This window comes from Micromonospora sp. WMMD998, from assembly GCF_029581235.1.
Taxonomy (GTDB): domain Bacteria; phylum Actinomycetota; class Actinomycetes; order Mycobacteriales; family Micromonosporaceae; genus Micromonospora.
The window spans coordinates 2,596,123-2,622,479 of sequence record NZ_CP120740.1 but is presented as its reverse complement, the minus strand read 5'-3'; the positions used below and the strand labels follow the sequence as shown (position 1 = coordinate 2,622,479).

Genomic DNA, 26,357 nt, shown 5'->3' with positions numbered 1-26,357 from the left:
TGGTCATTCGGATGGGTTACCGTAACGGCGTGACGAGACGAGCCGCCGAGATCCGCCTGGACGCGCTGCTGCGTACGGCCTGCGAGGTGATCGCGGAACGAGGGCTCGCCAACACCCGCACCGCTGACGTGGCGGAGGCCGCCGGGGTCAGCCAGGCGCTCGTCTTCTACCACTTCGCGACCAAGGACCGGCTGCTCGCGCAGGCCTTCGCGTACGCCGTCGAGCAGGACCTGGCCCGGCTCGACGCGGTGCTCCGCTCCACCGCCCCACCCCTGGCCAAGCTGCGCCGGATGCTCCGCCTCTACGCGCCGACCGGCCGCTCCGCCTCGTGGTCGATCTGGATCGACGGCTGGTCGGAGTCGCTGCGTACCCCGGAGTTGGAGAAGCTGTCCCGCCGCCTCGACCTGCGGTGGCGGCAGGATCTGGCGGCGGTGATCGCGGACGGCGTCGCCGACGGCACCTTCGACTGCCCCGACCCGGCCGGCGCGGCCTGGCGGATCAGCGCCGTGATGGACGGCCTGGCGGTGCAGCTCGCGGTGCACGAGCGGGTGATCACCCGCCGGCAGATCGCCGAGTGGGTCCGCCTGGTCGCCGCCCGCGAGCTGAGCCTGGAGCCCGGCCAACTCGACTGAGGCCGCCGGCGAGGCGGGCGCGGGCCGGCGGGTGGACGTTCGCCGCGGACAGGTCGTCGCCGTAGTGGGCCAGCACCCGGTGGTCCATGATCCGCCGCCAGAGCGGGGGCAGCAGCGCGGCGACCACCATGGTGGCGTAGCCGGCCGGAAGCTGCGGCGAGGCGTCGAAGCTGCGCAGCGCCTGATAGCGCCGCAGCGGGTTGGCGTGGTGGTCGCTGTGCCGCTGGAGCTGGAAGAGGAAGACGTTCGTGACCGTCCGGTCGCTGTTCCAACTGTGTCGCGGGTCGACCTTCTCGTAGCGGCCGGCGGCGGTGCGCTGCCGCGCCAGGCCGTAGTGCTCCAGGTAGTTGACCACCTCGAGCAGGGAGAAGCCGACCACCGCCTGGAGCGCCAGGAAGACAAGCACGCCGGGGCCGAACGCCACCGCCAGCGCGGCGTAGAGCAGGGCGGTCATCGCCCAGGCGTTGAGCACGTCGTTGCGCCAGGTCCACGGGCTGCGACCGCGGAGCCGGAAGCGGTCGGTCTCCAGCCGCCAGGCCGAGCGCAGGCTGCCGGCGACGGTACGCGGCCAGAACGCCCAGAACGACTCGCCGAGCCGCGAGCTGGCCGGGTCCTCCGGGGTGGCGACGCGGGTGTGGTGGCCACGGTTGTGCTCGACGAAGAAGTGCCCGTACCCGGCCGGGGCGAGCGCGATCTTCGACAGCCAGCGTTCCGCCTGCTCCCGCTTGTGCCCCAGCTCGTGTGCCGTGTTGATGGCGATGCCGTCCACCACTCCGACGGTGGCGACCAGACCGGCGGCGGCCGGCCAGGAGAGCCGGCCGCCGGCCCAGACGGCGCAGCAGAGCACCAGGGCCGCGTACTGGGCGGGCAGGTAGAGATAGGTGAGCCAGCGGTAGTAGCCGTCGGCCTGCAACGCCGGCACCGCGGCGTCGGGCGGGTTCTCCCGGTCGTCGCCGATCAGCAGGTCGACCACCGGGATGACGCCGAAGACCACCGCCGGGGTGAGCCACCAGGCCCAGCCGGCGCCACCGGCGTGCCAGATCGACCAGGCCACGAACGGCAGCGCCGGGACGAGCAGGGCGAGCGGCCAGAGCGGCCGGCGGGGGTCCCGCCACGGAACGGTGTCGGCGCGCATCGTCGTACTCCGATCTGTTGCTCCTGACCCGACTGTGTCAGCCGGGGAGCACTTTTACAAGACCGGAGTTTTTGTAAAGTGGTGTCAGTGCCACTCCCGCCGGACGGTCCGCCGCTGTCCGAACGACGGCGGCTCCTCCTGCGACGGCTCCCCCGCGGGACGGAGCAGACGCCGCATGCGCAGCAACAGCCCGCCGCCGAGGAAGAGCAGCAGCCCACCCAGCAGGAAAGCGGCCTGCACCACGCCGAAGCCACCGGTCTCGGCCACCGGCCGGCCGGCCGCGCCCGGCAGCGGCGGCTCCACCACCGCCGCGTCGGTCGGCTCGTCCGTCGCCGGCTCCTCGGTGGGCGGCTCCTCGCTCGGCGGATCGGTAGGCACGGCGCTCGTCGGCGACGGCTCCGGCGTCGGCTCGACCGCCTCACCCACCACCTGGCGCGAGGCGGTCCGCCGGGCCAACAGCCGCAACTGCGGGTCGTACGCCTCGGCGGCGATGCTCACCCGGCCGCGCCCGACGTCCTCGGCGAAGGCCACCCGGTACTGCGCGGTCACGGTCCGGCCCGGGCAGAGCACCCCCGGATCCAACTGCCGGTCGGTCAGGCGCGCGGTGTCCCCCTCGGTGCGGATCTCCAGCGGGAACGAGCCGGTCTCCTCCACCCGGTCCACCTTGACCTGGTCCAACCGCAGGCCCTGCACCTGGAGAAGCATCGACCACCGCACCTTGACGCAGTCGTTGCGGTTGGCGCGGTCGGATCGGGACACCACCGCGGAGAGCGTCTCCACCCGGTCGCCCGCGGTGAACTCGTCCGGCAGGCCGCTCAACTCCGTGGAGAAGGTCGCCGCGGCCCGTGCCGGCGCGGCCCCGCCGTACCCGGCTCCCGCCAGGCAGGTCAGCACCAGCCCGATCCGCAGCGCCTGCCGCCACCCGCTCACCACGCCTCCCCACCTCGGTCGTATCCACCCGCAACGCTAGGAGCGCGGTCGCCGCGCCGGTAGACGGGCGTGTTCGCACCCAATGTCAACATCGGGGGCCGGTTTCACCGACGGTGGTGAACCGGTCACGCCCACCCGCCGACACGCCCGGGGTCGGCGGTGGGCCACAATCTCCGGGTGTCCGAGCTGTCCGCCGCGTTCGTCCGGCTGCACGCCCGCCTCACCCCGGTCGCGTTCGTCCCCGAGGTGCGGCTCTACCAGGCCGACGAGCCGATCGGCCTCTGGGAGCTGACCGAGGGCGAGTTCCGCAGCGAACAGCCGCCCCCGTTCTGGGCCTTCGCCTGGGCCGGCGGGCAGGCGCTCGCCCGCTATGTGACCGACCACCCGGAGCTGGTCGCCGGCCGCCGGGTGCTCGACCTGGCCGCCGGCTCCGGTCTGGTCGCCATCGCCGCCGCGCGCCGCGGCGCGGCGGCCGTCCGGGCCGTCGAGGTCGACGAGCGGGCCGTCGCGGCGGTCGCGCTCAATGCCGACAGCAACGGGGTACGCGTCGACGCCGAACTCGGTGACATTCTCGACTCCGACGCCGGGGACGCCCAGGTGGTGCTGGCCGGGGACGTGTTCTACAGCGAGGCGATGGCCCGCCGGATGCTGCGCTTCCTGCTCCGGGCCGCCCGCTCCGGCGCGCGGGTGCTCGTGGGTGACCCGGACCGGGCGTACCTGCCCCGTGAACGCTTCCACGAGCTGGCCGCGTACGACGTGCCCGTCCCCGAGGCGCTGGAGAGCGTCCGGGTGAAGCACACCCGGATATGGGAGCTGAATCCCGACCCGCCCTCCGCCCGCCGCTGACCGCGCTGGTTAGGCGGGGGCCCCGCTTAACAGGTGGGGTTAAGCGGGGCCCCCGCCTCTACCACATGCGTTAAGCGGGGCCCCCGCCTTACCAAAGTGGGGGTGGGTGGGTGCCGTTCGGGGGCGGTGGCGCGCCCGCGCCGCCGCCTAGCGTCGGCGCATGATCACACTTCGTGGGTTGACGAAACGGTTCGGCGGGGTGACCGCCGTCCACGACCTGACCGTCGAGATCCGCCCCGGCCAGGTGACCGGGTTCCTCGGCCCGAACGGTGCGGGCAAGTCCACCACCATGCGGATGGTGCTCGGCCTGGACCGGCCCACCGCCGGCACGGCTCTGGTCAACGGCCGGGCCTATCGCACGCTGCGACACCCGCTGTACGAGGTCGGCGCGCTGCTCGACGCCACCGGCGTGCATCCGGCCCGCTCCGGCGTGGCGCACCTGCGGGCGATGGCACGCAGCAACGGCGTACCGGCCCGGCGGGTGGTCGAGGTGCTGGACCTGGTGGGCCTGGACGACCGGGCCGCCGGCAAGCCGGGACGGGCGCTGTCGCTGGGCATGGGGCAGCGGCTCGGCATCGCCGGCGCGTTGCTCGGCGACCCGCCGGTGCTGCTGCTCGACGAGCCGGTCAACGGGCTCGACCCGGACGGGGTGCGGTGGATCCGCGGGTTCACCCGCCACCTCGCCGACGAGGGACGCACCGTGCTGATCTCCAGCCACCTGATGAGTGAGATGCAGCAGACCGCCGACCGGGTGGTGGTGCTGGGCCGCGGCCGACTGGTGGCCGACGCGCCGCTGGCCGAGCTGATCGCCGCCCGACCGGCCGCCTCGGTCCGGGTACGCGGACCCGAGCCGGCCGCGCTCGCCACGCTCGGTGACCGGCTGGCCGCCGAGGGCGCGACGGTCACCGCCGACGGGGACGGATTGACCGTCACCGGAAGCACCGCCGGCCGGGTCGGCGACCTCGCGTACGAGCTGGCGGTGCCGCTGCACGAGCTGACCCCGGTGGCGCCCTCCCTGGAGGAGGCGTTCCTGGAACTGACCGCCGGCAGCGTCGAGTACGCCGCCGGTCCGACCGGAGGCGGGATCCGATGACCACGACACCCACGCTCGACCGGACCCGGCCGGCGTCCTTGCCCGCCCCGTCCGGCCACCCGCTCGCCGGTGCGGTCGCCGCCGAGTGGACGAAGCTCTGGTCGGTGCGCTCCACCTGGTGGACGCTCGTCGCGGCGCTGGCGACCATGGCGGCCACCGCGGCCCAGCTCGCCATCTACGCGGTGAACGCCAACACCGACGACGATCCGACCGTGAATCCCGGCGTGGTGCCGGTCGGGGACGTGGTGGCCGGCTCGCTGGAGCTGACCCAGTTCGTCGTGCTCGCGCTCGGCCTGTTCGCGGTCACGAGCGAGTTCGCCACCGGCACCATCCGCACCACGCTGCGCTGCACCCCGTCGCGGGGCCGGGTCCTCGCCGCCAAGGCGATCGTGGTCGGCGCGGTGACGTTCGGAGTCGGGCTGCTGCTCGGCGCGGTCGGCGTGGCGGTGGCCCGGCCGGTGCTCGGCGAGTGGGGGCGGGCACCGCTGGGCGGCACCGTGACCGACGTGCTGGCCTGCGCGGGGTACCTGGCGCTCGTGGGCGTGCTGGCGCTCGGGCTGGCCGCGGCGCTGCGCGGCCCGGTGCTGACCCTGACCGTGCTCCTCGCGGTGCTCTACATCGTGCCGCTGTCGTTGCAGGAGCCGGACATCACCGTGCTCACCCGGATCGCCGACGGGTTCCCCGCGGTGGCCGGCGCCCACTTCCTGGCCGGCGACACCGAGCCGTACCCGGCGGCGGTGGGGCTGCTGCTGCTCGCCGGCTGGGCCGCCGCCACGCTGCTGCTCGGCCGGTGGGCGTTGGCCCGGCGCGACGCCTGACCTGCGTCCGGGCGGGGCGGGGCTGGTCAGCCGGTGGGTGGCACCAGCCCCGCCTCGTACGCGAGGATCGCCGCCTGCACCCGGTTGCGCACGTCCAGCCGGGTGAAGACGCTGGTCAGGTAGCTCTTCACGGTGCCCTCGACCAGGTGCAGCCGACGGGCGATCTCGGCGTTGGACAGGCCCGCCCCGACCAGGGCGAGCACCTCCCGCTCCCGGTCGGTCAGCCCGGCCAGCCGGTCCCGGGCGGACGGGCCCCGGGCCAGCCGCCCGCCGCTCAGCTCGATCACCCGGCGGGCCACCCGGGGCGACAGGTACGCCCCGCCGTCGGCCACCGCGCGCACCCCGGCCAGCAGTTCCCGCGGGTCACCGGACTTCAGCAGGAAGCCGGCGGCGCCGTGGCCGAGCGCGCGGGCGATCAGGTCGTCGTCGCCGAACGTGGTGAGCATGACCGGCGCGGTCTCCGGCACCAGGCGGCGGATCTGCGCCGCCGCGTCGAGCCCGTCGCAGCGGGGCATCCGGATGTCCAGCAGCGCCACCCGGGGCCGGTGCGCGCGCACCAGCTCCACCGCGGCGTGGCCGTCGCCCGCCTCGCCGACCACCTCGATGCCGGGGTCGGCGGCCAGGATCGCCCGCACCCCGGCGCGGACCATGGCCTCGTCGTCGGCGAGCACCACCCGCACCGGGCGTCCGTGGTCGTCGGTCATGACGCGATCCGCTCCTTGCTGACCAGTCGCCCGCCAATGAAGCAGAGCCGCCAGCTCGCCTCCGCGAACGGGAAGTTGCCGTCGGTGTAGTACTCGCAGCCCGGCGCCGCGCCGTCCGGGGGCGGGTCGGCCTGCCGGCGGGGCAGCCCGAGCGCGTCGCGGTGCTCGCCCAGCCGCAACCGGTCGTAGCCGGGCCGGTCCAGCACCGCGCCGGCCGTGGCGAGCGGGTAGTAGACGAGCGCGAGCACCAGGGCCAGCCCGGCCGGCGCGCCGAACGCGACGAGCAGGCTGCGCCGTACCCGCCGGCGGGCCTCACGCAGGCGGTGCGCCTCGTCGTCGGCGGCCGGCCGGGACGGTTCCGGCCCATCGGCGTCGAGCGGACCGACGCCGGAGCGGGGAAGGCGTGCCGTGACCGCCCAACCGCCGTCCCGGGGGCCGGCGTCCAGGGCGCCGCCGGCGAGGCGTACCCGCTCGCGCAGCGCCAGCAGCCCGGAGCCGTGCGACGCCGGCCCGGGCAGCGGGCCGGCCGGGGGCCGCGGATTGACCACCGCGACCGTGACCGCGTCGGCGGCGCGCTCCACGGCGACCGTGACCGGGGCGCCCGGGGCGTAGCGGGCGGCGTTCGTCAACGCCTCCCGGACCACCCGGTGCACGGCGTGCGCGACGAGCGGCGACAGGTCGGCGTCCGGCCCGGCCGCCCCGTCCACGGCGTCGGCCCCGTCGCGCAGGTCGACGATCATGCCGGCGTCGCGGGCGCCGTCGACCAGGTCGGCGACCGTTTCGCCAGGTGGCCGTCGCGGGCGCTCCTCGCGCAGCACGCCGATCACCTCGTGCAGCCGCTCGGTGGCGGCGGCGACGCTGGCCCGCAGCTCCCCCGCCGCCGCGCGCTGGGCCGGGGGCAGCTCGGGCGCCAGCTCCAGCGCGCCGGCCCGCAACGCGATCAGGCTCAGATCGTGCCCGAGCGAGTCGTGCATGTCCTGGGCGATCCGGGCCCGCTCGCGCAGGCGTACCCGTTCCGCCGCGCTCCGCCGCTCCGCCTCGGCGTGCCGCCGTCCGGCCGCGGCCAGCGCCCGGTGCTGCCGCCGCAGTCGGCCCAGCAGCCAGGGGAACACGCCGGCGAAGAGCAGCACCGAGGCGAGCAGGAACCAGGTGGCCGGCTCGGTGCCCAGCAGACCCAGGTTGAGCACGGTGCCGGTCACCGCGACGGCGGCGAACACGGCCGCGGCCGGCCCGGCCCGCGCGCTGCGCAGCCCGGCCAGGTAGCCGAAGACCGGGATGGCGAACACCACGTTGCCGTCGACGAGCGAGCCGGCCACCACCGCCAGCACCGCCGCGAGCGGCCACCGCCGGGCCGATGCCACCGCCAGGCCGAGCAGCGCCAACACGCCGGCCAGCAGCGCCGCCTCGTTCGGCCGCCACGGCGGGGTGAGCCGGGCGTACGCCACAGGCGTACCGAGCACGGCCCAGAGCAGCAGGTCACCGGCCCGGTGCCGGGCCGCCGACGACAGCGGGCGCAGTTCCACGGCGGTCACGCTACCCACGCGCGGCCGGTCCGGGCACCCACGAAAGTCAGGTGCTCGGCCGCTCTCCGCGGTGAGCCGGGGGCGGTGTTAAAAGGGGCCCCCGCCTATACCGAATGCGTTAAGAAGGGGCCCCGCCTTAACACTCAGCCGCTGTCCTCGGCCCAGGCCCGCCAGTCGTCGAGCACGCCGTACAGGGCGGGGGTGAGCCAGCCCGGCGCCGAGCGGCGGAACACCCCCGGGTCCATCCCACCGGCGCCGGCCGGCAGCGCGCCGAACAGGTTCGGCACCAGCTCGGACAGGTTGAGCCAGTGCACCAGCTCCGCCTCGGCCGGCCAGGCGCCGATCACCACGCCGGCCGGCACGGCCCGCCGCTCCAGCGCCTCGAGCGTCAGCGCGGTGTGGTTGAGCGTGCCCAGCCCGGCGCGGGCCACCACCACGGCCGGGGCACCCAGCGACACCGCCAGGTCGGCCACCGTCCACGGCTCGCCGGACGGCCGCACGCCCATCGGCACCAGCAGGCCGCCGGCACCCTCGACGAGCACCAGGTCGTGCTTGTCGGCCTCCTCGCGGATCGCGTCGACCGCGTGGTAGAGCTCCAGCGGCGGCAGCTCGGCGACCCGGGCCGCGGCGAGCGGGGCGAGCGGGTCCGGATAGCTGGCGAGCGTCCGGCCGGTGAGCGGGGCGGCCAGCCGGTTCACCGAGTCGACGTCGCCGGGCTCGCCGGTGGCCGTACCGGTCTGCCCGGGTTTGACCACCGCGACCCGCAGGCCGGCCGCCTGCGCGGCGGCGGCGACGGCCGCGGTCACCACGGTCTTGCCGACCTCGGTGTCCGTGCCGGTCACCAGCACCGGCCCGGTCCAGCCGTCACTCATGACCGTTCCTTCGTTCGCGACTGCGGGGCTCGCAAACCCGGCTCACTCCTCGCGCTCACGGCGGCACACTCCACGACCACGTCCAGTGCCCGTGCGAAGTCCGCCCGGTCCACCCCGGCGCTGATGGTCAGCCGCAGCCGGGAGCGGTCGTCCGGCGTGGACGGTGGGCGGAAGCAGCCGACCGCCACGCCCCGGTCCCGGCAGGCCGCCGCCCACGCGGTGGCCGCCTCCGGCCCGGGCGCGGCCACCGACACCACCGCCGCGTCGGGGGCGGAGACGGCCAGCCCCGCCGCGCCCAGCCGGCGCACCGCGAACGCGACCCGGTCGGCCAGCTCGGCGCGGAGCGCGTCGCCGGCCCGGGCCAGCCGCACGGCGGCGTGCACCCCGGCCACCACCGCCGGTGGCGGCGCGGTGTCGAAGATGAACGTGCGGCCGGTCTCCACCAGGTGCCGGACGAACTCCGCCGGGCCGGCGACCACGCCGCCGGCGCCGCCGAGCGCCTTGGACAGCGTCGCCGTGACCACCACGTCGGGCTCGCCGGCGAGCCCGGCGGCGGCCACCCCGCCGGCCCCGGCCGGGCCGGTGACGCCGAGCGCGTGCGCGTCGTCGACGAGCAGCAACGCGCCGTGCCGGCGGGCCACCGCGTGCAGTTCCGCGAGCGGGGCCAGGTCGCCGTCGACGGAGAAGACCGACTCGGTCACCACCACGGCCGGGCGGCCGGGCGCGGCGGCCAGCGCGGCGGCCACCGCGGCGACGTCGGCGTGCGGCGTCACCAGCGTCTCGGCGCGGGAGATCCGGCAGCCGTCGATCAGCGAGGCGTGGTTGTGGGCGTCGGAGACGAGCAGCGTACGCGGCTGCGTCAGGCCCCGGACGGCGGCGAGGTTGGCCAGGTAGCCGGAGGAGAACACGAGCGCCCGGTCGACGCCGAGCCAGCCGGCCAGCTCGTCCTCGAGCGCGTGGTGCGCGTCGGTGGAGCCGCGCACCAGGCGCGAACCGGTGGCGCCCAGGCCGTACCGGGACAGGGCCGTCGTGGCGGCGGCGGTGACCTCCGGGTGGGTGGCCAGGCCGAGGTAGTCGTTGCCGGCCAGGTCGACCACGGCGTCGTCGGCGGCGCGCGGGCGCAGCGTGCGGGTCAGGCCCGCCTCGGCCCGCCGGGAGGCGGCACGGTCCAGGGCCGCCAGCCAGTCCGCCACCGCGTCGTCCCCTCCCACCGAGCGTCGCCCCCACCGGGCGCTTCCGCGGGGCGAAGTTACCACCCCGGTCGGCCGGCCCGGCGTGGCGCGGTCCCGGCTCGCCGGGCCGCTCACGACGGTTTCCCGCCGTTCCGGCGGCCTGTTAGGTTACGAGCCATGCCAGAGATCCTCGACCAGGCCCGGACCCGGGTGCTGGGCAGCGGCGTCGGCTTGGGCGAGGCGGACATCCTCGCCGTGCTGAACCTGCCCGACGAGCACCTGCCCGCCGCCCTCCAACTCGCCCACGAGGTCCGGATGCGGTGGTGCGGGCCGGAGGTCGAGGTCGAGGGCATCGTCTCGCTGAAGACCGGCGGCTGCCCGGAGGACTGCCACTTCTGCTCCCAGTCCGGCCTGTTCACCTCGCCGGTCCGCTCCGTCTGGTTGGACATCCCAGCGCTTGTCGAGGCCGCGAAGCAGACCGCGGCGACCGGGGCCACCGAGTTCTGCATCGTGGCCGCCGTGCGCGGCCCGGACGCCCGGCTGATGAAGCAGATGCGCGAGGGCGTGGCGGCCATCCGCGCGGAGGTCGACATCCAGGTCGCCGCCTCGCTCGGCATGCTCACCCAGGAGCAGGTCGACGAGCTGGTCGAGATGGGTGTGCACCGCTACAACCACAACCTGGAGACCTGCCGCTCCCACTTCCCCAACGTGGTCACCACGCACTCCTGGGAGGAGCGCTGGGAGACGCTGCGGATGGTCCGCGAGTCCGGCATGGAGGTCTGCTGCGGCGGCATCCTCGGGCTCGGCGAGTCGGTGGCGCAGCGGGCCGAGTTCGCCGCCCAGCTCGCCGAGCTGGACCCGCACGAGGTGCCGCTGAACTTCCTCAACCCGCGTCCCGGCACGCCCCTGGGCGACCAGCCGGTGGTCGAGGGCAAGGACGCGCTGCGGGCCATCGCCGCGTTCCGGCTGGCCATGCCGCGCACCATCCTGCGGTACGCGGGCGGCCGGGAACTCACCCTCGGTGATCTCGGCACCCGCGACGGCCTGCTCGGCGGCGTGAACGCGGTCATCGTCGGCAACTACCTCACCACGCTGGGTCGACCGGCGACCGACGACCTGCAACTGTTGAACGACCTGAAGATGCCGGTGAAGGCGCTCTCGGCGACCCTGTGAGGCGATGGTGACGGAGCTGACTCGACCCGCCGCGCCGGCCGGCGACGCGGGCGCGGCGGCGCGCTGGTGCGACAGGTGCGGCGAGTCGGTGGCCGCCGGCCCGCATCCGGCGTGCGCGGCGGCCCGGGCGTGGGAGCCGCCGCGCTGGTGCGCGTCCTGCCGGCGGCGGATGAAGGTGCAGGTCGTGCCGACCGGTTGGTCGGCGGTCTGCGTCGAGCACGGCGAGCGGCGGGGCTGAGGGGATGCTGCGGGGACGGGCGGTGGCGCTACGGCCGGCGACGGACGGCGACGTGGACGCGCTGGCCGCGATCCGGGCCACCCCTGAGGTCCGCCGCTGGTGGCGTGGCGACGACGACCTGGCCGGGGCGGTCCGCGCCGACCTGGCCGACGACTCGCTCACCGTCTACGTGATCGAGCACGACGGCCGGCTGGTCGGCGCGATCCAGTGGTACGCCGAGACCGACCCCGACTACCGTCACGCCAGCCTGGACATCTTCCTCGACCCGGCGGCACGCGGGTCCGGTCTGGGCGGGGACGCCATCCGCACCCTGGCCCGGCACCTGGCCGACGAGTACGGCCACCACCGGTTCACCATCGATCCGGCGGCGGCGAACACGGCGGCGATCCGGGCGTACGCGAAGGTGGGGTTCCGCCCGGTGGGGATCATGCGCCGCTACGAGCGCGGCCCGGACGGGCGCTGGCACGACGGCCTCCTGATGGACCTGCTCGCCGAGGACCTGGGCGACTGATCGACGGCCGGTGACCGAAGGGGCGTGCCCGGCACGGTGCCGGACACGCCCCTCGGGTTGAGCCCCGTTCCTAGCGTTGCAGGGTCAGCACACCCGGCCGCCACGGCAGCAGGTTGTAGTCGCCTCCCGCGTTGGGGTTCTTGCCCTGGTAGAGGAGCTGGAGGTTGCAGGCGTCGACGGTCTTGGTCTGGTCGGGGTTGGTGCGGACCAGGTCACCGTGGCTGATGTCGTTGGTCCACGTCGCGCCGCTGTTGGCCTTGCCCGCGAAGGGGTTGCTCTCGGAGGCCGCGTTCGGGGTCCACGAGCCGCCCAGGCTGCTGGCCGTGAACGAGCGGAAGTAGCGCCCCTGGCTCCCGATCGCCTCGACCAGCATGAGGTACTGGTTCTGGCCGGCCACCTTGTAGACCTCGACGCCCTCGAACAGGTTGTTCGTCGAGTCGCTCATGACCGTCGTGTAGCTGGAGCCGAAGCTGCCCGGGAAGTTCCCGAGCGGCATGCTCGACCGGTAGATCTTGCCGTTGTCCCCGGCGAAGAAGAGGTACATGTTCTGGTCGTCGCCGATGAGCGTCTGGTCGATCACGCCGTACGGCGCGTCGGGGAGGCTGGCGGTGGAGAGCGTCTGCGCCGAGGACCAGCCGTTGGCGTTGGTCGGGTCGCTCGACGTCTTGTAGCTGAACGAGGTCGGTCCCCACTGGTACGCCAACACCCAGATGTTCTTCGGGGCGAAGTACAGCAGCGTGGGCGCCACGGTGCCCTGTCCCATCCCGGTCTGACCGGCCGAGGCCATGTCGGACCAGTTCGTGAACAGGCTGAAGTTCATCGAGCCGTACTGGCCACTGCTGTTGACGTTCGACCCGTAGACCAGGTGCTTGCCGTTGTAGACGACGTTCGTGAAGTCCTTCAGCGAGACCCAGCCGTTCTGCGGGTTGGCCAGCGCGCCGGTCGACGACCACCGGTAGGTCGACGGAAGCGCACAGCCGTTCGGCGGCGGCGTCGTGGTCGGCGGCGTGGACGTCGGCGGCGCCGAGGTGGAGCCGTTGAAGTCGGTCCGCCACTGCTGGTTGCTCTGCCCGTGGCAGTCGTAGAGCTGGATCTGCTGGCCGTTTCCGGTGCCCCAGACGTCGAGGCAGCGGCCGGACTGCACACCGCTGATGGTGCCGTTGGAGTTGATGTTCCACTGCTGGTTCGACTGGCCGTTGCAGTCGTAGATGATGATCCCGGTGCCGTTCGCGGTGGCCGCGCCGTTCGCGTCGAGGCACTTGCTGCCGTAGACCATCAACTGCTTGCTCGACGTGTACGTCCACTGCTGGTTGGACTGGCCGTGGCAGTCGTAGAGCTGGACCCGGGTGCCGTTCGTCTGGGTGGCGTTGGGCACGTCGATGCACCGGCCCGACTGCACGCCGACGATCCGCCCGGCGCCGCCGGACGGCGGTGGGCCGGTGGTCGGCCCCGAGGTCGGTCCCGAGGTCGGGGCCGCCGCGTTGAGGGCATTGAGGACCGAGTTGTACGCGGCCTTCTTGTTGCCGCCGCCGTCGAACAGCAGCGGGCTCTCGTTGGAGCGCCACGAGTCGCTGTCGCGGACGCCCCAGACGGTGATGCCGATGCACCGGGGCACGTTGATGCACGCCTGGGTCAGCCCGGCGTACTGGGAGGTGGAGGAGTTGGTGACGTCGACCTCGGTCAGCGCCACGTCCACGCCCAGGGCGGCGAAGCTGGACAGCGTGGTCTGGAAGTTGCCCGGCAGCGAGCTACCACCGGTGAAGTGGGTCTGCAGGCCGACGCAGTCGATCGGCACACCCCGGGACTTGAAGTCCTGGATCATCCGGTAGACACCCTGCGTCTTGCCGTACGACCAGTTCTCGATGTTGTAGTCGTTGTAGCACAGCTTCACGTTCGGGTCGGCCGCCCGCGCGGTGCGGAACGCCACCTCGATCCAGTCGTTGCCGGTGCCCTGCAGGTTCGAGTTACGGCGACTGCCGTCCTCGTTGAACGCCTCGTTGACCACGTCCCACGCGGCGAGCTTGCCCCGGTAGTGGGCCATCACACCGTTGATGTGATTGATCATCGCGTTACGCAGCGCGCTGCCACTCAGGCGCTGCATCCAGCCCGGCTGCTGCGCGTGCCAGGCCAGCGTGTGCCCCCGGACCTGCAGGCCGCGCTGGGTCGCCCAGTTGTAGATCTGGTCGCCGGAGTTGAAGTTGAACTGATTCTGGTTCGGCTCCGTCGCGTCCGGCTTCATCTCGTTCTCAGCCGTGATCATGTTGAACTCACGCGCCGCGATCGTGCTGTACGTCGAGTCACCGAGCCGGCTCGCCGCGATCGCCGTGCCGAAGTACCGCCCCGACTGCGCGGCTGCCGCGCCGAGCGTGCTCGCCGCGGCGTTCGCCGACGGCATCATCACCGCGACCGCGGCCACCGTCACGACGCTTACCGCGCCGGCGAGCAGCGCCCGGACGGCCGGCGGTCGCCGCCGCCGGGTCCCGCCGGGATGAACGGATGGGCTCATTGGCACTGTGGCCTCCTCACTGGCCAGCACCCGAGCCGTCTGGGCGGGGACGACTGGACGTCTGGGTCAATTAATCTACGTATGCCGATGCTTTCATCGGGCATCCGTCCGGACAATATGTTTCGGAAAAGTTTCGGTAGTTTCTCGACGACGCGCGTGGTCGGTCACTTCGGTACGGTGACCGACCACGCGCGACGCTCAGGAGACGGCGCAGGCGGAACCGTTGAGCGTGAAGGCGGTGGGCTTCGGGTTGCTGCCGGTGTGGGTGCCGTTGAAGCCGAAGCTCGTCGACGCCCCCGCCGCGATCGTCCCGTTGTAGGCCAGGTTCGACGCGGTCACCGACGTGCCGGTCTGGGTGACGTTCGCCGACCACGCCTGCCCGGCCTTCTGCCCCGAGGAGGGGAAGGTGAACGCGAGCGTCCAGCCGTTGATCGCCGTCGTGCCGGTGTTGGTGACGGTGACGTTCGCGGTGAACCCGGTGTCCCAGGTGTTCGCCGTCCAGGTCACCGCGCAGCCGCCGCCGGTCGGCGGGGCCGTGGTGGTGACCGTGACGCCGGGCGAGGCCGGCGAGACGTTGCCGGCCGCGTCCACCGCGACCACGGTGAAGGTGTACGTGGTGGAGGCGGTCAGGCCGGTCACCGCCAGCGTGGTGCCGGTGGTGGAACCGACCAGGACAGTCCCGCCCCGGTAGACGCGGTAGCCGGTGACCCCGACCGCGTCGGTGGCCGGACCCCAGGTCAGCGTCAGTCCGGTCGACCCGACCGAGGAGGCCGTGGGCGTGCCGGGCGCGGTCGGCGGGGTGGTGTCCGGCGCCGGGGCGGCCGGCGTGGTGACGCTCACCGCCGCGGACGCCGCGGACCGGTTGCCGGCGCCGTCGAGCGCGCGCACGGTGAACTGGTACGTCCGCTCCGGCGTCAACCCGGTCACCGCGAGCGTGGCTCCGGTGGCCGCGGTGACGACCGGGTCGGTTCCGGTCGAGGTGCGGGTGACCTCGTAGCCGGCCAGGCCGCTGCCACCGGTGTCGGTGGAGGCGGGCCAGGTCAGGGTCACGCCGGTCGCCGTGACGGCGGACGCCACCGGGGTGCCGGGAACACTCGGCGCGGTGGTGTCCGGCGTGGCCGGGCCGGGCTCGTCACCCCACACCCGGACCCCGCCGGAGTAGAGCGGCACCTTCCGGTTCGGCCCGGCGGTGGCCTGGTACGACGGGTCGTTCGTCGGGTCCCAGGTGCCGCCCTCCGGCACGCCGATCTTGAACTGCACCTCCATCCGGTGCTGCGACTGCCCGGCCGGCGCGATGGTGTAGCCGGTGCAGTCCACCTCGACGTACCAGATGTCGCCGCTGAGCTGCTTGGCGGTCGACGGCGACGGGCAACCCTGGGTGTAGCCGGGCGTGACCGTCACCGGGCCGGTGCCGTCGGGCCGGAAGTAGTACCGGAACTTTCCGGTGGTCAGCGCGCGGGCCGGGAACGCCGACTTGTTGTAGATGACCGCCTTGAGCCCGGTGGCCCGCGGCTCGGCCTGCATCACCGTGGTCTCCACGGTCAGCTCGTCCATGTCGGGCGTCTCGGCGGTCGGGAAACCGGCGCGCGGGCTGCCGCCGTACTCGTTGGTCAGCCGGGCCAGCGCGGAGGTGAAGCCGGCGTTGTAGTCGGTGGCCACCTCGTTCATCACGTAGTCGGAGCGGCTGTCGCTGTAGGCGTCGTTGGCCGACGACGGGCCACCGACGAGCGCGCCGTAGAGCACGTGCCGGGTCTCGGTGGGCACGGTCTGACTGTCCCACCAGGAGCCGTGCGCGGTGCGGTGGTGCGGGTTCTTCGGCGAATTGTTGCCGAAGCCGATCATGTAGCTGGAGTTGCGCGGGTTGTCGCCGAGCGCGTAGTTGACCTGCCGGACCGCGAAGTCGTGGTAGCGGGCCTTGCGGGTCGCGTCGGTGGTCTTGTCGCTGTAGACGAGCGCGGCGAACGACGTGTTGGCGGCGTAGCGCAGCGCGCCCCAGGAGTCGAGCACCGCCATCCCGCCGGGCGAGTAGGGCACCTTCTGCCCGTTGACGCCCACGGTCCAGTAGTCGAGCCACCGGTTCGCGTCGTCGACGTACTTCTGCTTGCGGGTCAGGTTGGCCAGCAGCACGTACGCGCCGAACTGCTTGTTGTCCCAGGCGAGCGTCCACTTGTAGGAGCGGGTGGTGGACTGCGGCTCGGTGCCGAGCTTGTCGTACTCGCTCTCCGCCTTGGTCAGGTAGGTCGCGTCACCGGTGGCCCGGTAGAGCCAGATCGCGCCCCACACCAGCTCGTCCTGGTAGCCGCTCCACGACTTGTAGAACGACGCCGCGTCGGTGATGCACTCGCTGTACGCCTTGCGCACGGTGTCGGCGAACGTGTAGAGCTGCTTGGCGTGGCCGAGCAGCTTGTCGGCGTACGCGGCGTCGGTGGGGCGGAACACCATGGACGAGGCGGCCATCGCCGCCGCCGTCTCGCCGGCCAGGTCCGCGCCGCCGCAGCTCGCATCGATCTTGTACGCGGGGCGCGCCATCGGCAGCACCTCGGCCGGCCCCCACCACTTGTGGTCGTCGTCGCCCTTGCCCACCTGGCCGTAGAGGACGTTGGGGGCGGGGTGCGCCTTGACGAAGTAGTCGTTGACGAAGCGCAGGTTGTTGAGCAGGTGGGTGAGCTGGCCGGAGGCGACGTAGCCGTCCCGGTACTCGACCGCGCCCCAGGCCAGCATGGTGGTGCTGAACGCCATCGGGAAGCCGAACTTGACGTGGTCGCCGGCGTCGTACCAGCCCCCGGTGAGGTCGACGCCGACGTCCGCGCCGTCGGTCAGCGCCGAGTCGCCGCGCCAGGAGACCCGGTTCCAGGAGGGCTTGCGGCCGGACTGCTGCGCCTCGTAGAAGAACAGCGACTTCTGCAACGCCTCGGCGTAGTTGAAGGTGGCGGCGGCGGCCTGCGCCCCGGCGGCCCGGGTGGGCGCGGCGGCGGCCGGCAGTGGCGCGGCGGCGGCGAGCGCGGCCACCAGCGCGGCGCCGGCGGCGAGCAGCCGGCGGTGAGGACGACCGCGCGGGGGCGGGGTCGGTCGGGGCATGGCGAGCTCCTGTGGAGGAAGCCGCACGGCGGCTCGACGCGACTCCAGGGCCGGTCGGGCCGCCGTGCGGAGCGGTGGTGGTGTGGTGGACCACGGAGGCGCGGGAGCGCTCCCATGGATGCTTGACAATGTAATCTCACGGTCGCCCGTTGGGAAGACGACCGGACCCCGGACACACGGACGGGGCCCCCGCACCGGGGGCCCCGCCGTGTCACCGTCCCCCGCATCGGAGGTCGGTCGGGTGGCGCCGTAACGGCGCCGGTGTTGGCCGCCGGCCGTTTCCCGTCGGCCTGCCGCGCCGTTGCGGCCCGCCGTGGGAAACGACCGGGATGGCCGTCAGCTCATCACGACCGCTGCGCCGGCACGGTGGCCACGCCCGGCCGGACCGGGCTCGGGGCCAGCGGCACGGTCGCGGTCAGCACGCCGCCGTCGCGCTCCAGGGCCGTGGGCCGGTCCAGCCGGCGCAGCGTCCGCAGCATCGGCGTGTTCCCGGTCTGCACGTGCAGCAGCACGGCGGCGTAACCCGCCTGGTCGGCGTGCCCGACCAGGCGGCGCAACAGCGCGGAGCCGAGGCCCCGGCGCTGCCAGTCGTCCCGGACCAGCAGCGCCGCCTCGGCCTCGTCCCCCTCGCCGAGCAGGTTGGCCATCGCCACGACCGGCTCCGCCGCCCCGCCGGAGCCCGCCGTCGCGAGCAGGGTCAACCCCCGGGCCGGCTCCAGCAGCCGGCCCAGCCGGGCCGGCGACGGGTCCGCCGCCCCGCTCAGGTAACGCCGCTGCCGGCTCCGCTCGGAGCAGCCGGCGTGCAGCTCGCGTACGGCCGGGACGTCGTCGGCGGTGGCCGTGCGCACCGACACCTCGCCGCCGTCGGGCAGCACCAGGACGACCCGGTCGGTGTCCCGCCGGCCCACCGTCGCCGCCAGCTCGACCAGGGCCTGCGCCCGGGCGTACTCGGCCGGCGTGAAGGTCGGCTCCCGGCGGCGCAGCTCATAGGCGCCGCCCGCCGGGTCGGTGAGGAGCATCGTGGTGCCGCCCACGCCGCCGGGCGCGGCGACCGGGATCGGACGCCAGGTCACCACGTCGGCGCCGAGCAGCGTCCGCAGCGTCGCGCCGGCCGCCTCCGGGTCACGCACCAGCCGACCGGCAAGCCCGAGCGCCCGGGTCGGCTCGTCGGCCAGCCCACGCGCCTCGCTGCGCGCCACCCAGCAGTCCCGTCCCCGGCCCCGCTCCACCGCGGCCCGCAGATCCGCCTCGGTCACCGACTCCGGCGCGTCGACCAGGAAGTCGTCGACCGCACCGACCTCGGTGGTGTGCACCTGCACGGTGAGGATGTTGACCCCGCGCAACGCGAGGCTCGCCGTGAGCACCGACAGGTAGCCCGGCCGGTCGTCCACGGTGGCTCGGATCCGCCACAGCGCCATCGTTGTCTCCCTTCCTCACCGACGACCATGCCGGTCGCCTGTTGCGCGCCCGTTGCCCCCGGGTGACGCTCCGCCCCGGCTCAGGTGATGGTGGTCACCGGCGGCGCGCCCACCAGGTCGAGCCGGTCGCCCAGAATCACCGCGCTGGCACGGACGAGTTGGGCGAGCCGGTCCACCTCGGTGGAGTGGAACCCGGCCGCCGAGAGCGGTTCGCTGTGGTCGCGGGAGACCACGAGCACCAGGCCGGCCCGGCCGAACGGCGCCACCGCGTAGTGGTGCCGCTGGGGGCTGGTCATGGCGCGGGCCCGCAACGGGGTCACCTCGGGCAGCCGGGGCGGCGTCGGCGCGCGCCAGCTCGCGTGCCCGACCGTGGCCGAGCCGGCCCCGCCGCTGCGCGACGCCCAGTCCAGCGGCACGACCGCGGCCACCGCCCAGTCCGCCGCGAGCAGCCCCGGCACCGCGTCGACGAGCGTGGCCACCCCGTCGGTCGGGTTCGCCGCCACCTGCGCGAGCAGCTCCGCGTCCTGGCCGGTGGTGGTCGGCGCGCCGATCGCCCGCCACACCCCGTCCACCCGCACGCCGGGGATCGCGGCCAGCCCGGCGAGCAGCCGCTCCACCCGCGCCGCGCCCGGCCAGACCACGGTGAAGTCGTCGACCGCCCGCCCGCCGAGCCGCTCCAGCACCACCACCTGCACGATGTCGGCGCCGGAGACGCCGAGTGTCCGGGCCACCTGGCCGAGCGTGCCCGGTCGGTCCGGCAGGGTCACCCGAACTCGCAGCAGCATGTCTGATCCCTCCGCTCGGCGGGCCGGCAGCCGCCGGCAGGCTGGGCCCCAGCCTGCCGGGTGACCATTTCGACCCCGTTGCGGCGGCATGTCCCGCCGGGAAAATCCGACCTTGACAACAAAGCTGAGCTGCCATCAACTATCCGGATGACCGATCCGGCCGTCGACGCCGCCCGACCCCCGACCGGTCCGACGCCACCCGGGCTCGACCTCGCCCGGCTCGCCGCCCACCTGGCCGCGCACCGGCCGGACCTGGCCGGGCCGCTGTCCGCGCGACTGATCGCCGGTGGCCGGTCCAACCTGACCTACCTGCTGCGGGCCGGCGACCGCGAGGTGGTGCTGCGCCGCCCCCCGCTCGGGCACGTGCTGGCCACCGCGCACGACATGGCCCGGGAACACCGGGTGATCTCGGCGCTGGCCCCGACCGGGGTGCCGGTCCCCGAGCCGCTCCTGCTCTGCCCGGACGACAGCGTGATCGGCGCCCCGTTCTATCTGATGGCCAGGGTCGACGGCGAGGTCTATCGGCGACGCGGGCAGACCGACGCGCTCACCGCCGGGCAGCGGCGTGACCTGGCCATGGCGATGATGGACACGCTCGCCACGCTGCACCGGGTGGATCCGGCCGAGGTCGGGCTCGCCGACTTCGGCCGGCCGGAGGGCTACCTGTCCCGGCAGGTCCGCCGCTGGGCCGGCCAGCTCGACCGCTCCCGCAGCCGCCCGCTGCCCGGCGTCGACGAGCTGCGCGACGCGCTGGCCGGCAGCGTGCCGGAGGGCGCGAACGCCGGCCGGATCGTGCACGGCGACTACCGGCTGGACAATCTCCTCGCCACCGTCGACCCGGTGACGGTACGGGCCGTGCTCGACTGGGAGATGGCCACGCTCGGTGACCCGCTCGCCGACCTCGGCCTGCTGCTCACCTACTGGGACGTGCTCGGCGGCAGCGACCACGCCGAGGGCAACCCGGTCGCCGACGGCCTCGGTCCCCGGGCCGGCTTCCCGACCGGGGCCGAGCTGATCGACCGCTACGCCGACCGCAGCGACGTCGACGTCGGCCCGCTGCGCTGGCACGTGGCGCTCGGCTGCTTCAAGCTGGCGGTGATCTGCGAGGGCATCCACTACCGTCACAGCCTCGGGCAGACCCTCGGCGAGGGCTTCGACCGGATCGGCGAGATGGTGGCGCCGCTCGTCGCGCACGGTCTGCACGCGGTGCGGGAGAAATAGATGGAGTTCGCGTACGACGACCGGACGGCCGAGCTGCGGCAGCGGCTGGAGGCGTTCCTCACCGAGTGCGTCTACCCGGCCGAGCCGGTGCACCACGCTCAGGTGGCCGCGGCCGGCGACCCGTGGGCCCGTCCACCGGTGCTGGCCGAGCTGACCGCCGAGGCCCGGGCACGCGGGCTGTGGAACCTGTTCCTGCCGGACGCGCGCTACGGCGCCGGCCTGACCAACCTCCAGTACGCGCCGCTGGCCGAGCTGACCGGCCGCAGCCCGCACCTGGCCCCGGAGGCGCTCAACTGCGCCGCGCCGGACACCGGCAACATGGAACTGCTCGCCGAGTTCGGCTCCGACGCGCAGCGGGAACGCTGGCTGACGCCGCTGCTGGCCGGGGAGATCCGCTCCGCGTTCTGCATGACCGAGCCGGAGGTCGCCTCCTCCGACGCGACGAACATCGCCACCCGGATCGTCCGCGACGGCGACCACTACGTCGTCACCGGCCGCAAGTGGTGGTCGTCCGGGGCGATGGACCCGCGCTGCGAGATCCTCATCGTGATGGGCAAGACCGACCCGGACGCCGAGCGGCACCACCAGCAGAGCATGATCCTGGTCCCCCGGGACACGCCGGGCGTGACGGTGCGACGCGGCCTGACGGTCTTCGGCTACTCCGACGCCCCGCACGGCGGGCACGCCGAGATCGACTTCGCCGACGTCCGGGTGCCGGTGGAGAACCTGGTCGGCGCCGAGGGCACCGGCTTCGCCATCGCCCAGGCCCGGCTCGGGCCCGGCCGGATCCACCACTGCATGCGGCTGGTCGGCATGGCCGAACGGGCCCTGGAGCTGCTCTGCCGGCGCGCCCTCGACCGGGTCGCGTTCGGCCGCCCGCTCGCCGGGCAGGGCGTGGTGCGGGAGTGGATCGCGGAGTCCCGGGTCCGCATCGAGCAGGCCCGGCTACTGGTGCTGAAGACCGCCTGGCTGATGGACACCGTCGGCAACAGGGGCGCGCACACCGAGATCCAGGCCATCAAGATCGCCACCCCGGCGATGGCCGAGTGGGTGATCGACAAGGCGATCCAGGCGTACGGCGGCGCGGGCGTCAGCCAGGACACCCCGCTCGCCGCGCTCTGGGCCCAGGCCCGCACGCTGCGCCTGGCCGACGGCCCGGACGAGGTGCACCGCGCCTCCCTGGCCCGGCGCGAACTGCGCCGCTGGTCCTGAGTGCCCGACGGTCAGGCGGAGGCGCGGTGGATGAGTTCGGTGTCCAGCAGGACGTGCGGCGAGGGCACGTCCTCGCCACGGATGCGGGCGACGAGCATCCGGGTCATCTGCCGGCCCATCTCCTCCACCGGCTGGAACACCGTGGTCAGCGGCGGCTCGGCCTGCCGGGCGACCGGGGCGTCGTCGAAGCCGATCACCGCGACGTCCTCCGGCACCCGGCGACCGGCCTCACGCAGCGCGCGCAACGCGCCGAAGGCCATCAGGTCGGAGGCGACGAAGACGGCGTCCAGATCCGGGCAGGCGTCCAGCAGCCGGCGCATGGCGGCGGTGCCGCTGCCCTCGCTGAAGTCCCCGTACGCGATCATGCCCGCCTCGACCGCGCACCCGGCGGCCCGCACCGCCTCCCGGTAACCGGAGAGCCGGGCCAGGCCGGCGCCCATGTCCTGCGGGCCGGCGATGGTGGCGACCCGCCGCCGCCCCTGGGTGAACAGGTGCTCCACCGCCTGCCGGGCGCCGCCGACGTTGTCGACGTCGACGAACCACGCCGGCTGGGCGTTCGGGTGCAGCATCCGGGCCGGCCGGCCACCGAGCACGGCCGGCAGGCCGCGCTCCTCCAGCAGCGTGGGCAGCGGGTCGGCGTCGTGCAGGGAGAGCAGGAGCACGCCGTCCACGTGCTGGTTGGTCAGGTGGTGCTCGACCCGCTCCCGCTCGATCGGCGACTGCACCATGGCCAGCCAGAGCTGCATCGGCGTCTCCAGCAGCCCGGAACTGACGCCCCGGACGATCGCCGCGAAGAACGGCTCGGTGAAGACCCGCTCCCCCGACTCCGAGACGACCAGGGCGACCGAGTCGGTCCGCTGGGTGACAAGCGCCCGGGCGGCCCGGTTGGGCACGTACCCCAACTCGGCGATGGCCTGCTGGACGGCGGCCCGGGCTTCCGGGCTGACCTGTGGCGAGCCGTTGACCACGCGGGAGACCGTGCCGCGCCCGACGCCGGCACGCGCCGCGACCGCGTCGAGGGTCGGGCGCCCGAGCGAGCGGGTGCGCTGCGTTGTCATCGTCTGTGCTCCTCCGACGGTCGGGCGGACCCGGCACCGGTTGAGGCCCCCGGCACCGGGCCGCCCGTTACTGGCTGGCCCAGCTTATTGTGCGGCCAGGCCGTTACGTCGGATCACATCGGCGTACCACCTGGCGCTGGACTTCGCGATCCGGGCCTGGCTGTCGTAGTCGACATAGACCATGCCGAACCGCTTCGTGTAGCCCCAGGCCCACTCGAAATTGTCCATGAGCGACCACGCGAAGTAACCCTTCAGCGGCACTCCGGCCTCGATCGCGGCGTGCGACGCGCGCAGGTGCGCGGCGAAATAGGCCAGCCGGTCCGGGTCGTCGACCTGCCCGTCGACGAGCGTGTCGACGAACGCCGAGCCGTTCTCGGTGACGTAGAGCGGCAGCTCGGTGTATTCCCGGTGGACCCGCTCCAGCGTCTCCAGCAGGCCCGGGGCGTCGATCTCCCAGTCCATGTCGGTGACCGGCACGCCCCGGGTGACGAACCGGACGGCCTCGCTGCCCGGCCAGCAGGACGATGCCCGCCAGTAGGGCTCCGGCTCCGTGCCCTCCACCGGGGCGGCGACGACGTGCCGGCTGTAGTAGTTGATCCCGACCATGTCCAGCGGGGTGGAGATGGTCGCCAGGTCACCGTCGCGGACGTGCCCGAAGTCGGTGACGCCGCGCAGGTCGGCGACCAGGTCGGCCGGGTACGCGCCGCGCAGCACCGGGTCGAGGAAGAAGCGGTTGGCGAGCGCGTCGATGCGGCGGGCCGCGTCGGCGTCCGCCGGCGAGTCGCTGGCCGGGGTGACCGGGTAGAGGTTCACCGTGATGCCGAGCTCCGCCTCCGGGCGGGACGCCCGCACCGCCTGCACGGCCAGGCCGTGCCCGAGCATCAGGTGGTGCCCGGCCCGGACCGCGTCCGCGCCGTTCGATCGGCCCGGCGCGTGCACGCCCGAGCCGTAGCCGAGGAACGCCGAGCACCAGGGCTCGTTCAGCGTGGTGAAGTATTTCACCTTGTCGCCGAGCGCGTCGGCGACGAGCGCCGAGTATTCGGCGAACCTTCCGGCGGTGTCCCGCGCCGGCCAGCCGCCGGCGTCCTCCAGCGGCTGGGGCAGGTCCCAGTGGTAGAGCGTCACCCACGGCTCGATGCCGTGGCCGAGCAGCTCGTCGACCAGGCGGTGGTAGAAGTCCATCCCCTCCTGGTTGACCGCGCCGGTGCCACCCGGCTGCACCCGGGGCCAGGAGACGGAGAAGCGGTAGGACCGCAGCCCCAGGTCGGCCATCAGCCGCACGTCGTCCGACATCCGGTGGTAGTGGTCGCAGGCCACGTCGCCGGTGTGCCCGGCCACCGTCCGACCCTCGGTGTGGCTGAAGGTGTCCCAGATCGACGGCGTACGGCCACCCTCCGCCGCGGCGCCCTCGATCTGGTACGCGGCGGTGGCCGCGCCCCAGAGGAAGCCGGGCGGGAAGGTCAGGGCCGGGCCCTCGTCGAGAACGCCGACGGCGGGCGGGCTGGCTGGGTTGCTCACGACTTGACGGCGCCTTCCATGATGCCGCCGATGATCTGGCGGCCGAACAGAACGAACACGACGAACAGAGGCAGGGTCGCGATCAACGTACCGGCGAAGATCTGCGAGTTGTCGGCGAAGTAGGCGGTGTTGAGGCTCCGCAGCGAGATCTGGACGGTGGGGTTGGACGGGTCGGCCAGCACCACGAACGGCCAGAAGAACTGGTTCCACTGCTCCATGAAGGTGAGCAGGCCGAGCACCGCGGCGGCGGGGCGCAGCGCGGGCATCACCACGTGCCAGTACACCTTCCAGGTGGAGCAGCCGTCCACCCGGGCGGCCTCGATCAGCTCGTTCGGGACCGCCTGCTCCGCGTACTGGCGCATCATGAAGATCCCGAAGCCGCCGATGAGGAACGGCACGGTCACCGACGGCATGGTGTTCAGCCAGTCGAGCTTCGCCATCAGGATGTAGAGCGGGAGCACACCGAGCTGGATCGGCACCATCATCGAGGCGAGGATGATCAGCAGCAGCGCGTTCTTGCCCCGGAAGCGCAGCTTGGCGAACGCGAAGCCGGCGAGCGAGCCGAAGAACACCGTGGCGACGGTGATCGTCCCGGAGACCAGGAACGAGTTCATCAGCCCCTTGACGATGTTGGCGTCGCCGTTGTCGAGCACCCGCTGGATGTTCTCGCCGAGGTTGCCACCGGGCAGGAACGGCGGCGGCCAGGAGTTGGCCGCGTCGTTGGTCCGCGAGGCGATCACGATCATCCAGTAGAACGGGAACAGCGACAGGAGCACGCCGAGGACCAGCCCGAACCAGGTGAGCGGGCTGGCCTTCCAGAGCCGCTCGGCCTGGTGGGTGGCCTTCGCCGGCCCCTTCGGCCGGGCGGGCGGGCGGAGCGTGGTGGTCGTCATCTCGTCACCTTCACTTGTCGGAGCTGATGCGTCGGGCCAGCAGGTAGTTGACCGTCGACATCAACGCGATGAGCACGAAGAGCACGAGCGCGACCGCCCCGGCGTAACCCCACCGGAAGCGCTGGTTCATCACGTCGAGCAGGTACATCGTGATGGTCTGGAACTGTCCCTCGGAGCCACCGGAGAGGGCGCCGGCGCCGCTGGTGAACATCAGCGGCTCGGTGAAGAGCTGGAGTCCGCCGATCGTCGAGATGATCAGCGTGAAGATGATCGTGGGACGCAGCTGCGGGACCGTGATCGACCAGAACTGACGTCGCCGGGAGGCCCCGTCCAGCGCCGCGGCCTCGTACATGTCCTTGCTGATCGACTGCATGGCGGCCAGGTAGATCAGCGCGTTGTAGCCGACCCAGCGCCAGTCGACCATGGTGGAGATGGCGAACCAGGAGGCGAAGCGGCTCGCCCGCCAGTCGATCGGGTCCATGCCGACGCTGTCCAGCAGCCAGTTGATCAGACCGAAGTCCTTCGCGTAGATCATCGAGAAGATCAACGCGACCACCGCGGTCGAGGTGATGATCGGCATGGCGATGGCCATCCGGAAGAAGGTCTGCGCGCGCAGCCGCCGGTTCAGCGCGTTCGCCAACATCAGCGCCAGCATCAACTGCGGCACGGTGGAGAGCACGAAGATGCCGAAGGTGTTCACCACCGCGTTCCAGAACTGCGGATCGTTGGTGATCAGTTCGACGAAGTTGTCCAGCCCGACGAAGGAGATCGTCGGGTTCAGCGGCGACCGGTCGGTGAGCGCGATCCAGACCGTGTACGCGATCGGATAGGCGCTGAACACCGCGAAGATCACGAAGAACGGCAGGACGTAGAGGTACGGCGAGTACTTCAGGTCCAGCTTGTTTGTCGATGTGGCGCGACGGTGCGCGGGGCGGGTGGCGCGCGACGGGCCGGGCTCGGGCGGCGCCGTGGCGTGCAGGTCGAGGCTCATGGGAGGTCCTTCTCCTCGGCCGGTGTCACC

General features: G+C 73.3%; 22 protein-coding genes and 1 pseudogene. 9 read left to right on the top strand and 14 right to left on the bottom strand.

Features of this window, described 5'->3' with window-relative positions:
* Window positions 1–29 precede the first annotated feature (29 nt).
* Window positions 30–632: a TetR/AcrR family transcriptional regulator gene (locus O7619_RS12375; RefSeq protein ID WP_282287783.1), complete on the top strand. Its 603-nt coding sequence runs from the start codon at window positions 30–32 to the stop codon at window positions 630–632.
* Here the strand turns inward: O7619_RS12375 and O7619_RS12370 are convergent.
* Window positions 553–1,767: an alkane 1-monooxygenase gene (locus tag O7619_RS12370; RefSeq protein WP_282287782.1), complete on the bottom strand. Its 1,215-nt coding sequence runs from the start codon at window positions 1,765–1,767 to the stop codon at window positions 553–555. The two genes, O7619_RS12375 and O7619_RS12370, sit on opposite strands and share 80 nt — an antisense overlap.
* Window positions 1,768–1,851: 84 nt before the next feature.
* Complete coding sequence (locus O7619_RS12365) at window positions 1,852–2,697, bottom strand: hypothetical protein (protein ID WP_282287781.1); 846 nt, start codon at window positions 2,695–2,697, stop codon at window positions 1,852–1,854.
* Window positions 2,698–2,874: 177 nt separating this feature from the next.
* Between O7619_RS12365 and O7619_RS12360 the strand changes: the two genes are divergently transcribed.
* The 3 genes from O7619_RS12360 to O7619_RS12350 all read left to right on the top strand — a co-directional run bounded on the left by O7619_RS12360 (window position 2,875) and on the right by O7619_RS12350 (window position 5,454).
* Window positions 2,875–3,543 carry a 50S ribosomal protein L11 methyltransferase gene (locus O7619_RS12360; RefSeq protein ID WP_282287780.1) on the top strand — a complete coding sequence of 223 codons (669 nt, stop codon included), beginning with the start codon at window positions 2,875–2,877 and terminating at the stop codon, window positions 3,541–3,543.
* Window positions 3,544–3,703: 160 nt separating this feature from the next.
* Window positions 3,704–4,636 carry an ATP-binding cassette domain-containing protein gene (locus O7619_RS12355; RefSeq protein ID WP_282287779.1) on the top strand — a complete coding sequence of 311 codons (933 nt, stop codon included), beginning with the start codon at window positions 3,704–3,706 and terminating at the stop codon, window positions 4,634–4,636.
* The gene (locus tag O7619_RS12350) at window positions 4,633–5,454 is read left to right on the top strand and encodes an ABC transporter permease (RefSeq protein ID WP_282287778.1); all 822 of its coding nucleotides are present in this window, start codon (window positions 4,633–4,635) and stop codon (window positions 5,452–5,454) included. Before O7619_RS12355 ends, O7619_RS12350 begins: the two co-directional genes overlap by 4 nt.
* 26 nt (window positions 5,455–5,480) lie before the next feature.
* On the opposite strand, the gene O7619_RS12345 is transcribed toward O7619_RS12350, so the two are convergent.
* From O7619_RS12345 to O7619_RS12330, 4 genes and pseudogenes are all read right to left on the bottom strand, one after another.
* Window positions 5,481–6,158, bottom strand: a complete 678-nt coding sequence (locus O7619_RS12345) for a response regulator transcription factor (RefSeq protein WP_282287777.1) — start codon at window positions 6,156–6,158, stop codon at window positions 5,481–5,483.
* Entirely contained in the window at window positions 6,155–7,681 is a 1,527-nt protein-coding gene (locus tag O7619_RS12340) for a histidine kinase (protein ID WP_282287776.1), read from the bottom strand. Before O7619_RS12340 ends, O7619_RS12345 begins: the two co-directional genes overlap by 4 nt.
* Before the next feature lie 143 nt (window positions 7,682–7,824).
* Window positions 7,825–8,553, bottom strand: a complete 729-nt coding sequence (gene bioD / locus O7619_RS12335) for a dethiobiotin synthase (protein ID WP_282287775.1) — start codon at window positions 8,551–8,553, stop codon at window positions 7,825–7,827.
* Window positions 8,554–8,615: 62 nt separating this feature from the next.
* A pseudogene (locus tag O7619_RS12330) lies at window positions 8,616–9,746 on the bottom strand (8-amino-7-oxononanoate synthase); the annotation flags it as partial.
* A gap of 156 nt (window positions 9,747–9,902) precedes the next feature.
* Between O7619_RS12330 and bioB the strand changes: the two are divergent.
* Genes bioB through O7619_RS12315 form a run of 3 tightly spaced genes read left to right on the top strand, consistent with a single transcriptional unit; the run spans window position 9,903 to window position 11,647 of the window.
* Window positions 9,903–10,898 carry a biotin synthase BioB gene (gene bioB / locus O7619_RS12325; RefSeq protein ID WP_282287774.1) on the top strand — a complete coding sequence of 332 codons (996 nt, stop codon included), beginning with the start codon at window positions 9,903–9,905 and terminating at the stop codon, window positions 10,896–10,898.
* A gap of 4 nt (window positions 10,899–10,902) precedes the next feature.
* A complete protein-coding gene (locus tag O7619_RS12320; protein ID WP_282287772.1) occupies window positions 10,903–11,136 on the top strand; it encodes a hypothetical protein in 234 nt (77 codons plus the stop codon).
* 4 nt (window positions 11,137–11,140) lie between these two features.
* On the top strand, window positions 11,141–11,647 hold the full coding sequence (locus tag O7619_RS12315) for a GNAT family protein (RefSeq protein ID WP_282287770.1): 507 nt from the start codon (window positions 11,141–11,143) through the stop codon (window positions 11,645–11,647).
* A 70-nt stretch (window positions 11,648–11,717) separates the two neighbouring features.
* On the opposite strand, the gene O7619_RS12310 is transcribed toward O7619_RS12315, so the two are convergent.
* The 4 genes from O7619_RS12310 to O7619_RS12295 all read right to left on the bottom strand — a co-directional run bounded on the left by O7619_RS12310 (window position 11,718) and on the right by O7619_RS12295 (window position 19,434).
* Complete coding sequence (locus tag O7619_RS12310; protein ID WP_282287768.1) at window positions 11,718–14,159, bottom strand: non-reducing end alpha-L-arabinofuranosidase family hydrolase; 2,442 nt, start codon at window positions 14,157–14,159, stop codon at window positions 11,718–11,720.
* A gap of 192 nt (window positions 14,160–14,351) precedes the next feature.
* On the bottom strand, window positions 14,352–17,231 hold the full coding sequence (locus O7619_RS12305; protein WP_282287766.1) for a glycoside hydrolase family 9 protein: 2,880 nt from the start codon (window positions 17,229–17,231) through the stop codon (window positions 14,352–14,354).
* A gap of 344 nt (window positions 17,232–17,575) precedes the next feature.
* Window positions 17,576–18,649, bottom strand: coding sequence for a GNAT family N-acetyltransferase (locus O7619_RS12300; RefSeq protein ID WP_282287764.1), 1,074 nt, complete (start codon window positions 18,647–18,649; stop codon window positions 17,576–17,578).
* Window positions 18,650–18,729: 80 nt separating this feature from the next.
* Complete coding sequence (locus O7619_RS12295) at window positions 18,730–19,434, bottom strand: amino acid-binding protein (RefSeq protein WP_282287762.1); 705 nt, start codon at window positions 19,432–19,434, stop codon at window positions 18,730–18,732.
* A gap of 147 nt (window positions 19,435–19,581) precedes the next feature.
* Between O7619_RS12295 and O7619_RS12290 the strand changes: the two genes are divergently transcribed.
* Both O7619_RS12290 and O7619_RS12285 read left to right on the top strand, forming a co-directional pair.
* The gene (locus tag O7619_RS12290; RefSeq protein ID WP_282287758.1) at window positions 19,582–20,655 is read left to right on the top strand and encodes a phosphotransferase family protein; all 1,074 of its coding nucleotides are present in this window, start codon (window positions 19,582–19,584) and stop codon (window positions 20,653–20,655) included.
* A complete protein-coding gene (locus tag O7619_RS12285; RefSeq protein ID WP_282287756.1) occupies window positions 20,656–21,867 on the top strand; it encodes an acyl-CoA dehydrogenase family protein in 1,212 nt (403 codons plus the stop codon).
* A gap of 11 nt (window positions 21,868–21,878) precedes the next feature.
* Here the strand turns inward: O7619_RS12285 and O7619_RS12280 are convergent, their stop codons facing one another.
* The 4 genes from O7619_RS12280 to O7619_RS12265 form a co-directional block, all read right to left on the bottom strand.
* Window positions 21,879–22,925 carry a LacI family DNA-binding transcriptional regulator gene (locus O7619_RS12280; RefSeq protein ID WP_282287754.1) on the bottom strand — a complete coding sequence of 349 codons (1,047 nt, stop codon included), beginning with the start codon at window positions 22,923–22,925 and terminating at the stop codon, window positions 21,879–21,881.
* 84 nt (window positions 22,926–23,009) lie between these two features.
* A complete protein-coding gene (locus tag O7619_RS12275) occupies window positions 23,010–24,443 on the bottom strand; it encodes a GH1 family beta-glucosidase (protein ID WP_282287752.1) in 1,434 nt (477 codons plus the stop codon).
* Window positions 24,440–25,336, bottom strand: coding sequence for a carbohydrate ABC transporter permease (locus O7619_RS12270; RefSeq protein WP_282287751.1), 897 nt, complete (start codon window positions 25,334–25,336; stop codon window positions 24,440–24,442). The genes O7619_RS12275 and O7619_RS12270 overlap by 4 nt, the downstream gene beginning before the upstream one ends.
* Window positions 25,337–25,346: 10 nt before the next feature.
* Window positions 25,347–26,327, bottom strand: coding sequence for a sugar ABC transporter permease (locus O7619_RS12265; RefSeq protein ID WP_282287749.1), 981 nt, complete (start codon window positions 26,325–26,327; stop codon window positions 25,347–25,349).
* Between the last annotated feature and the right edge of the window lie 30 nt (window positions 26,328–26,357).

Bases quoted from the DNA above. Each gene is read 5' to 3' on its own strand.
- O7619_RS12370 (WP_282287782.1), bottom strand. From the start codon at position 1,767: ATGCGCGCCGACACCGTTCCGTGGCGGGACCCCCGCCGGCCGCTCTGG.
- O7619_RS12355 (WP_282287779.1), top strand. From the start codon at position 3,704: ATGATCACACTTCGTGGGTTGACGAAACGGTTCGGCGGGGTGACCGCC.
- O7619_RS12350 (WP_282287778.1), top strand. From the start codon at position 4,633: ATGACCACGACACCCACGCTCGACCGGACCCGGCCGGCGTCCTTGCCC.
- O7619_RS12345 (WP_282287777.1), bottom strand. From the start codon at position 6,158: ATGACCGACGACCACGGACGCCCGGTGCGGGTGGTGCTCGCCGACGAC.
- bioD (WP_282287775.1), bottom strand. From the start codon at position 8,553: ATGAGTGACGGCTGGACCGGGCCGGTGCTGGTGACCGGCACGGACACC.
- bioB (WP_282287774.1), top strand. From the start codon at position 9,903: ATGCCAGAGATCCTCGACCAGGCCCGGACCCGGGTGCTGGGCAGCGGC.
- O7619_RS12320 (WP_282287772.1), top strand. From the start codon at position 10,903: ATGGTGACGGAGCTGACTCGACCCGCCGCGCCGGCCGGCGACGCGGGC.
- O7619_RS12315 (WP_282287770.1), top strand. From the start codon at position 11,141: ATGCTGCGGGGACGGGCGGTGGCGCTACGGCCGGCGACGGACGGCGAC.
- O7619_RS12305 (WP_282287766.1), bottom strand. From the start codon at position 17,231: ATGCCCCGACCGACCCCGCCCCCGCGCGGTCGTCCTCACCGCCGGCTG.
- O7619_RS12300 (WP_282287764.1), bottom strand. From the start codon at position 18,649: ATGGCGCTGTGGCGGATCCGAGCCACCGTGGACGACCGGCCGGGCTAC.
- O7619_RS12295 (WP_282287762.1), bottom strand. From the start codon at position 19,434: ATGCTGCTGCGAGTTCGGGTGACCCTGCCGGACCGACCGGGCACGCTC.
- O7619_RS12290 (WP_282287758.1), top strand. From the start codon at position 19,582: ATGACCGATCCGGCCGTCGACGCCGCCCGACCCCCGACCGGTCCGACG.
- O7619_RS12285 (WP_282287756.1), top strand. From the start codon at position 20,656: ATGGAGTTCGCGTACGACGACCGGACGGCCGAGCTGCGGCAGCGGCTG.
- O7619_RS12280 (WP_282287754.1), bottom strand. From the start codon at position 22,925: ATGACAACGCAGCGCACCCGCTCGCTCGGGCGCCCGACCCTCGACGCG.
- O7619_RS12270 (WP_282287751.1), bottom strand. From the start codon at position 25,336: ATGACGACCACCACGCTCCGCCCGCCCGCCCGGCCGAAGGGGCCGGCG.
- O7619_RS12265 (WP_282287749.1), bottom strand. From the start codon at position 26,327: ATGAGCCTCGACCTGCACGCCACGGCGCCGCCCGAGCCCGGCCCGTCG.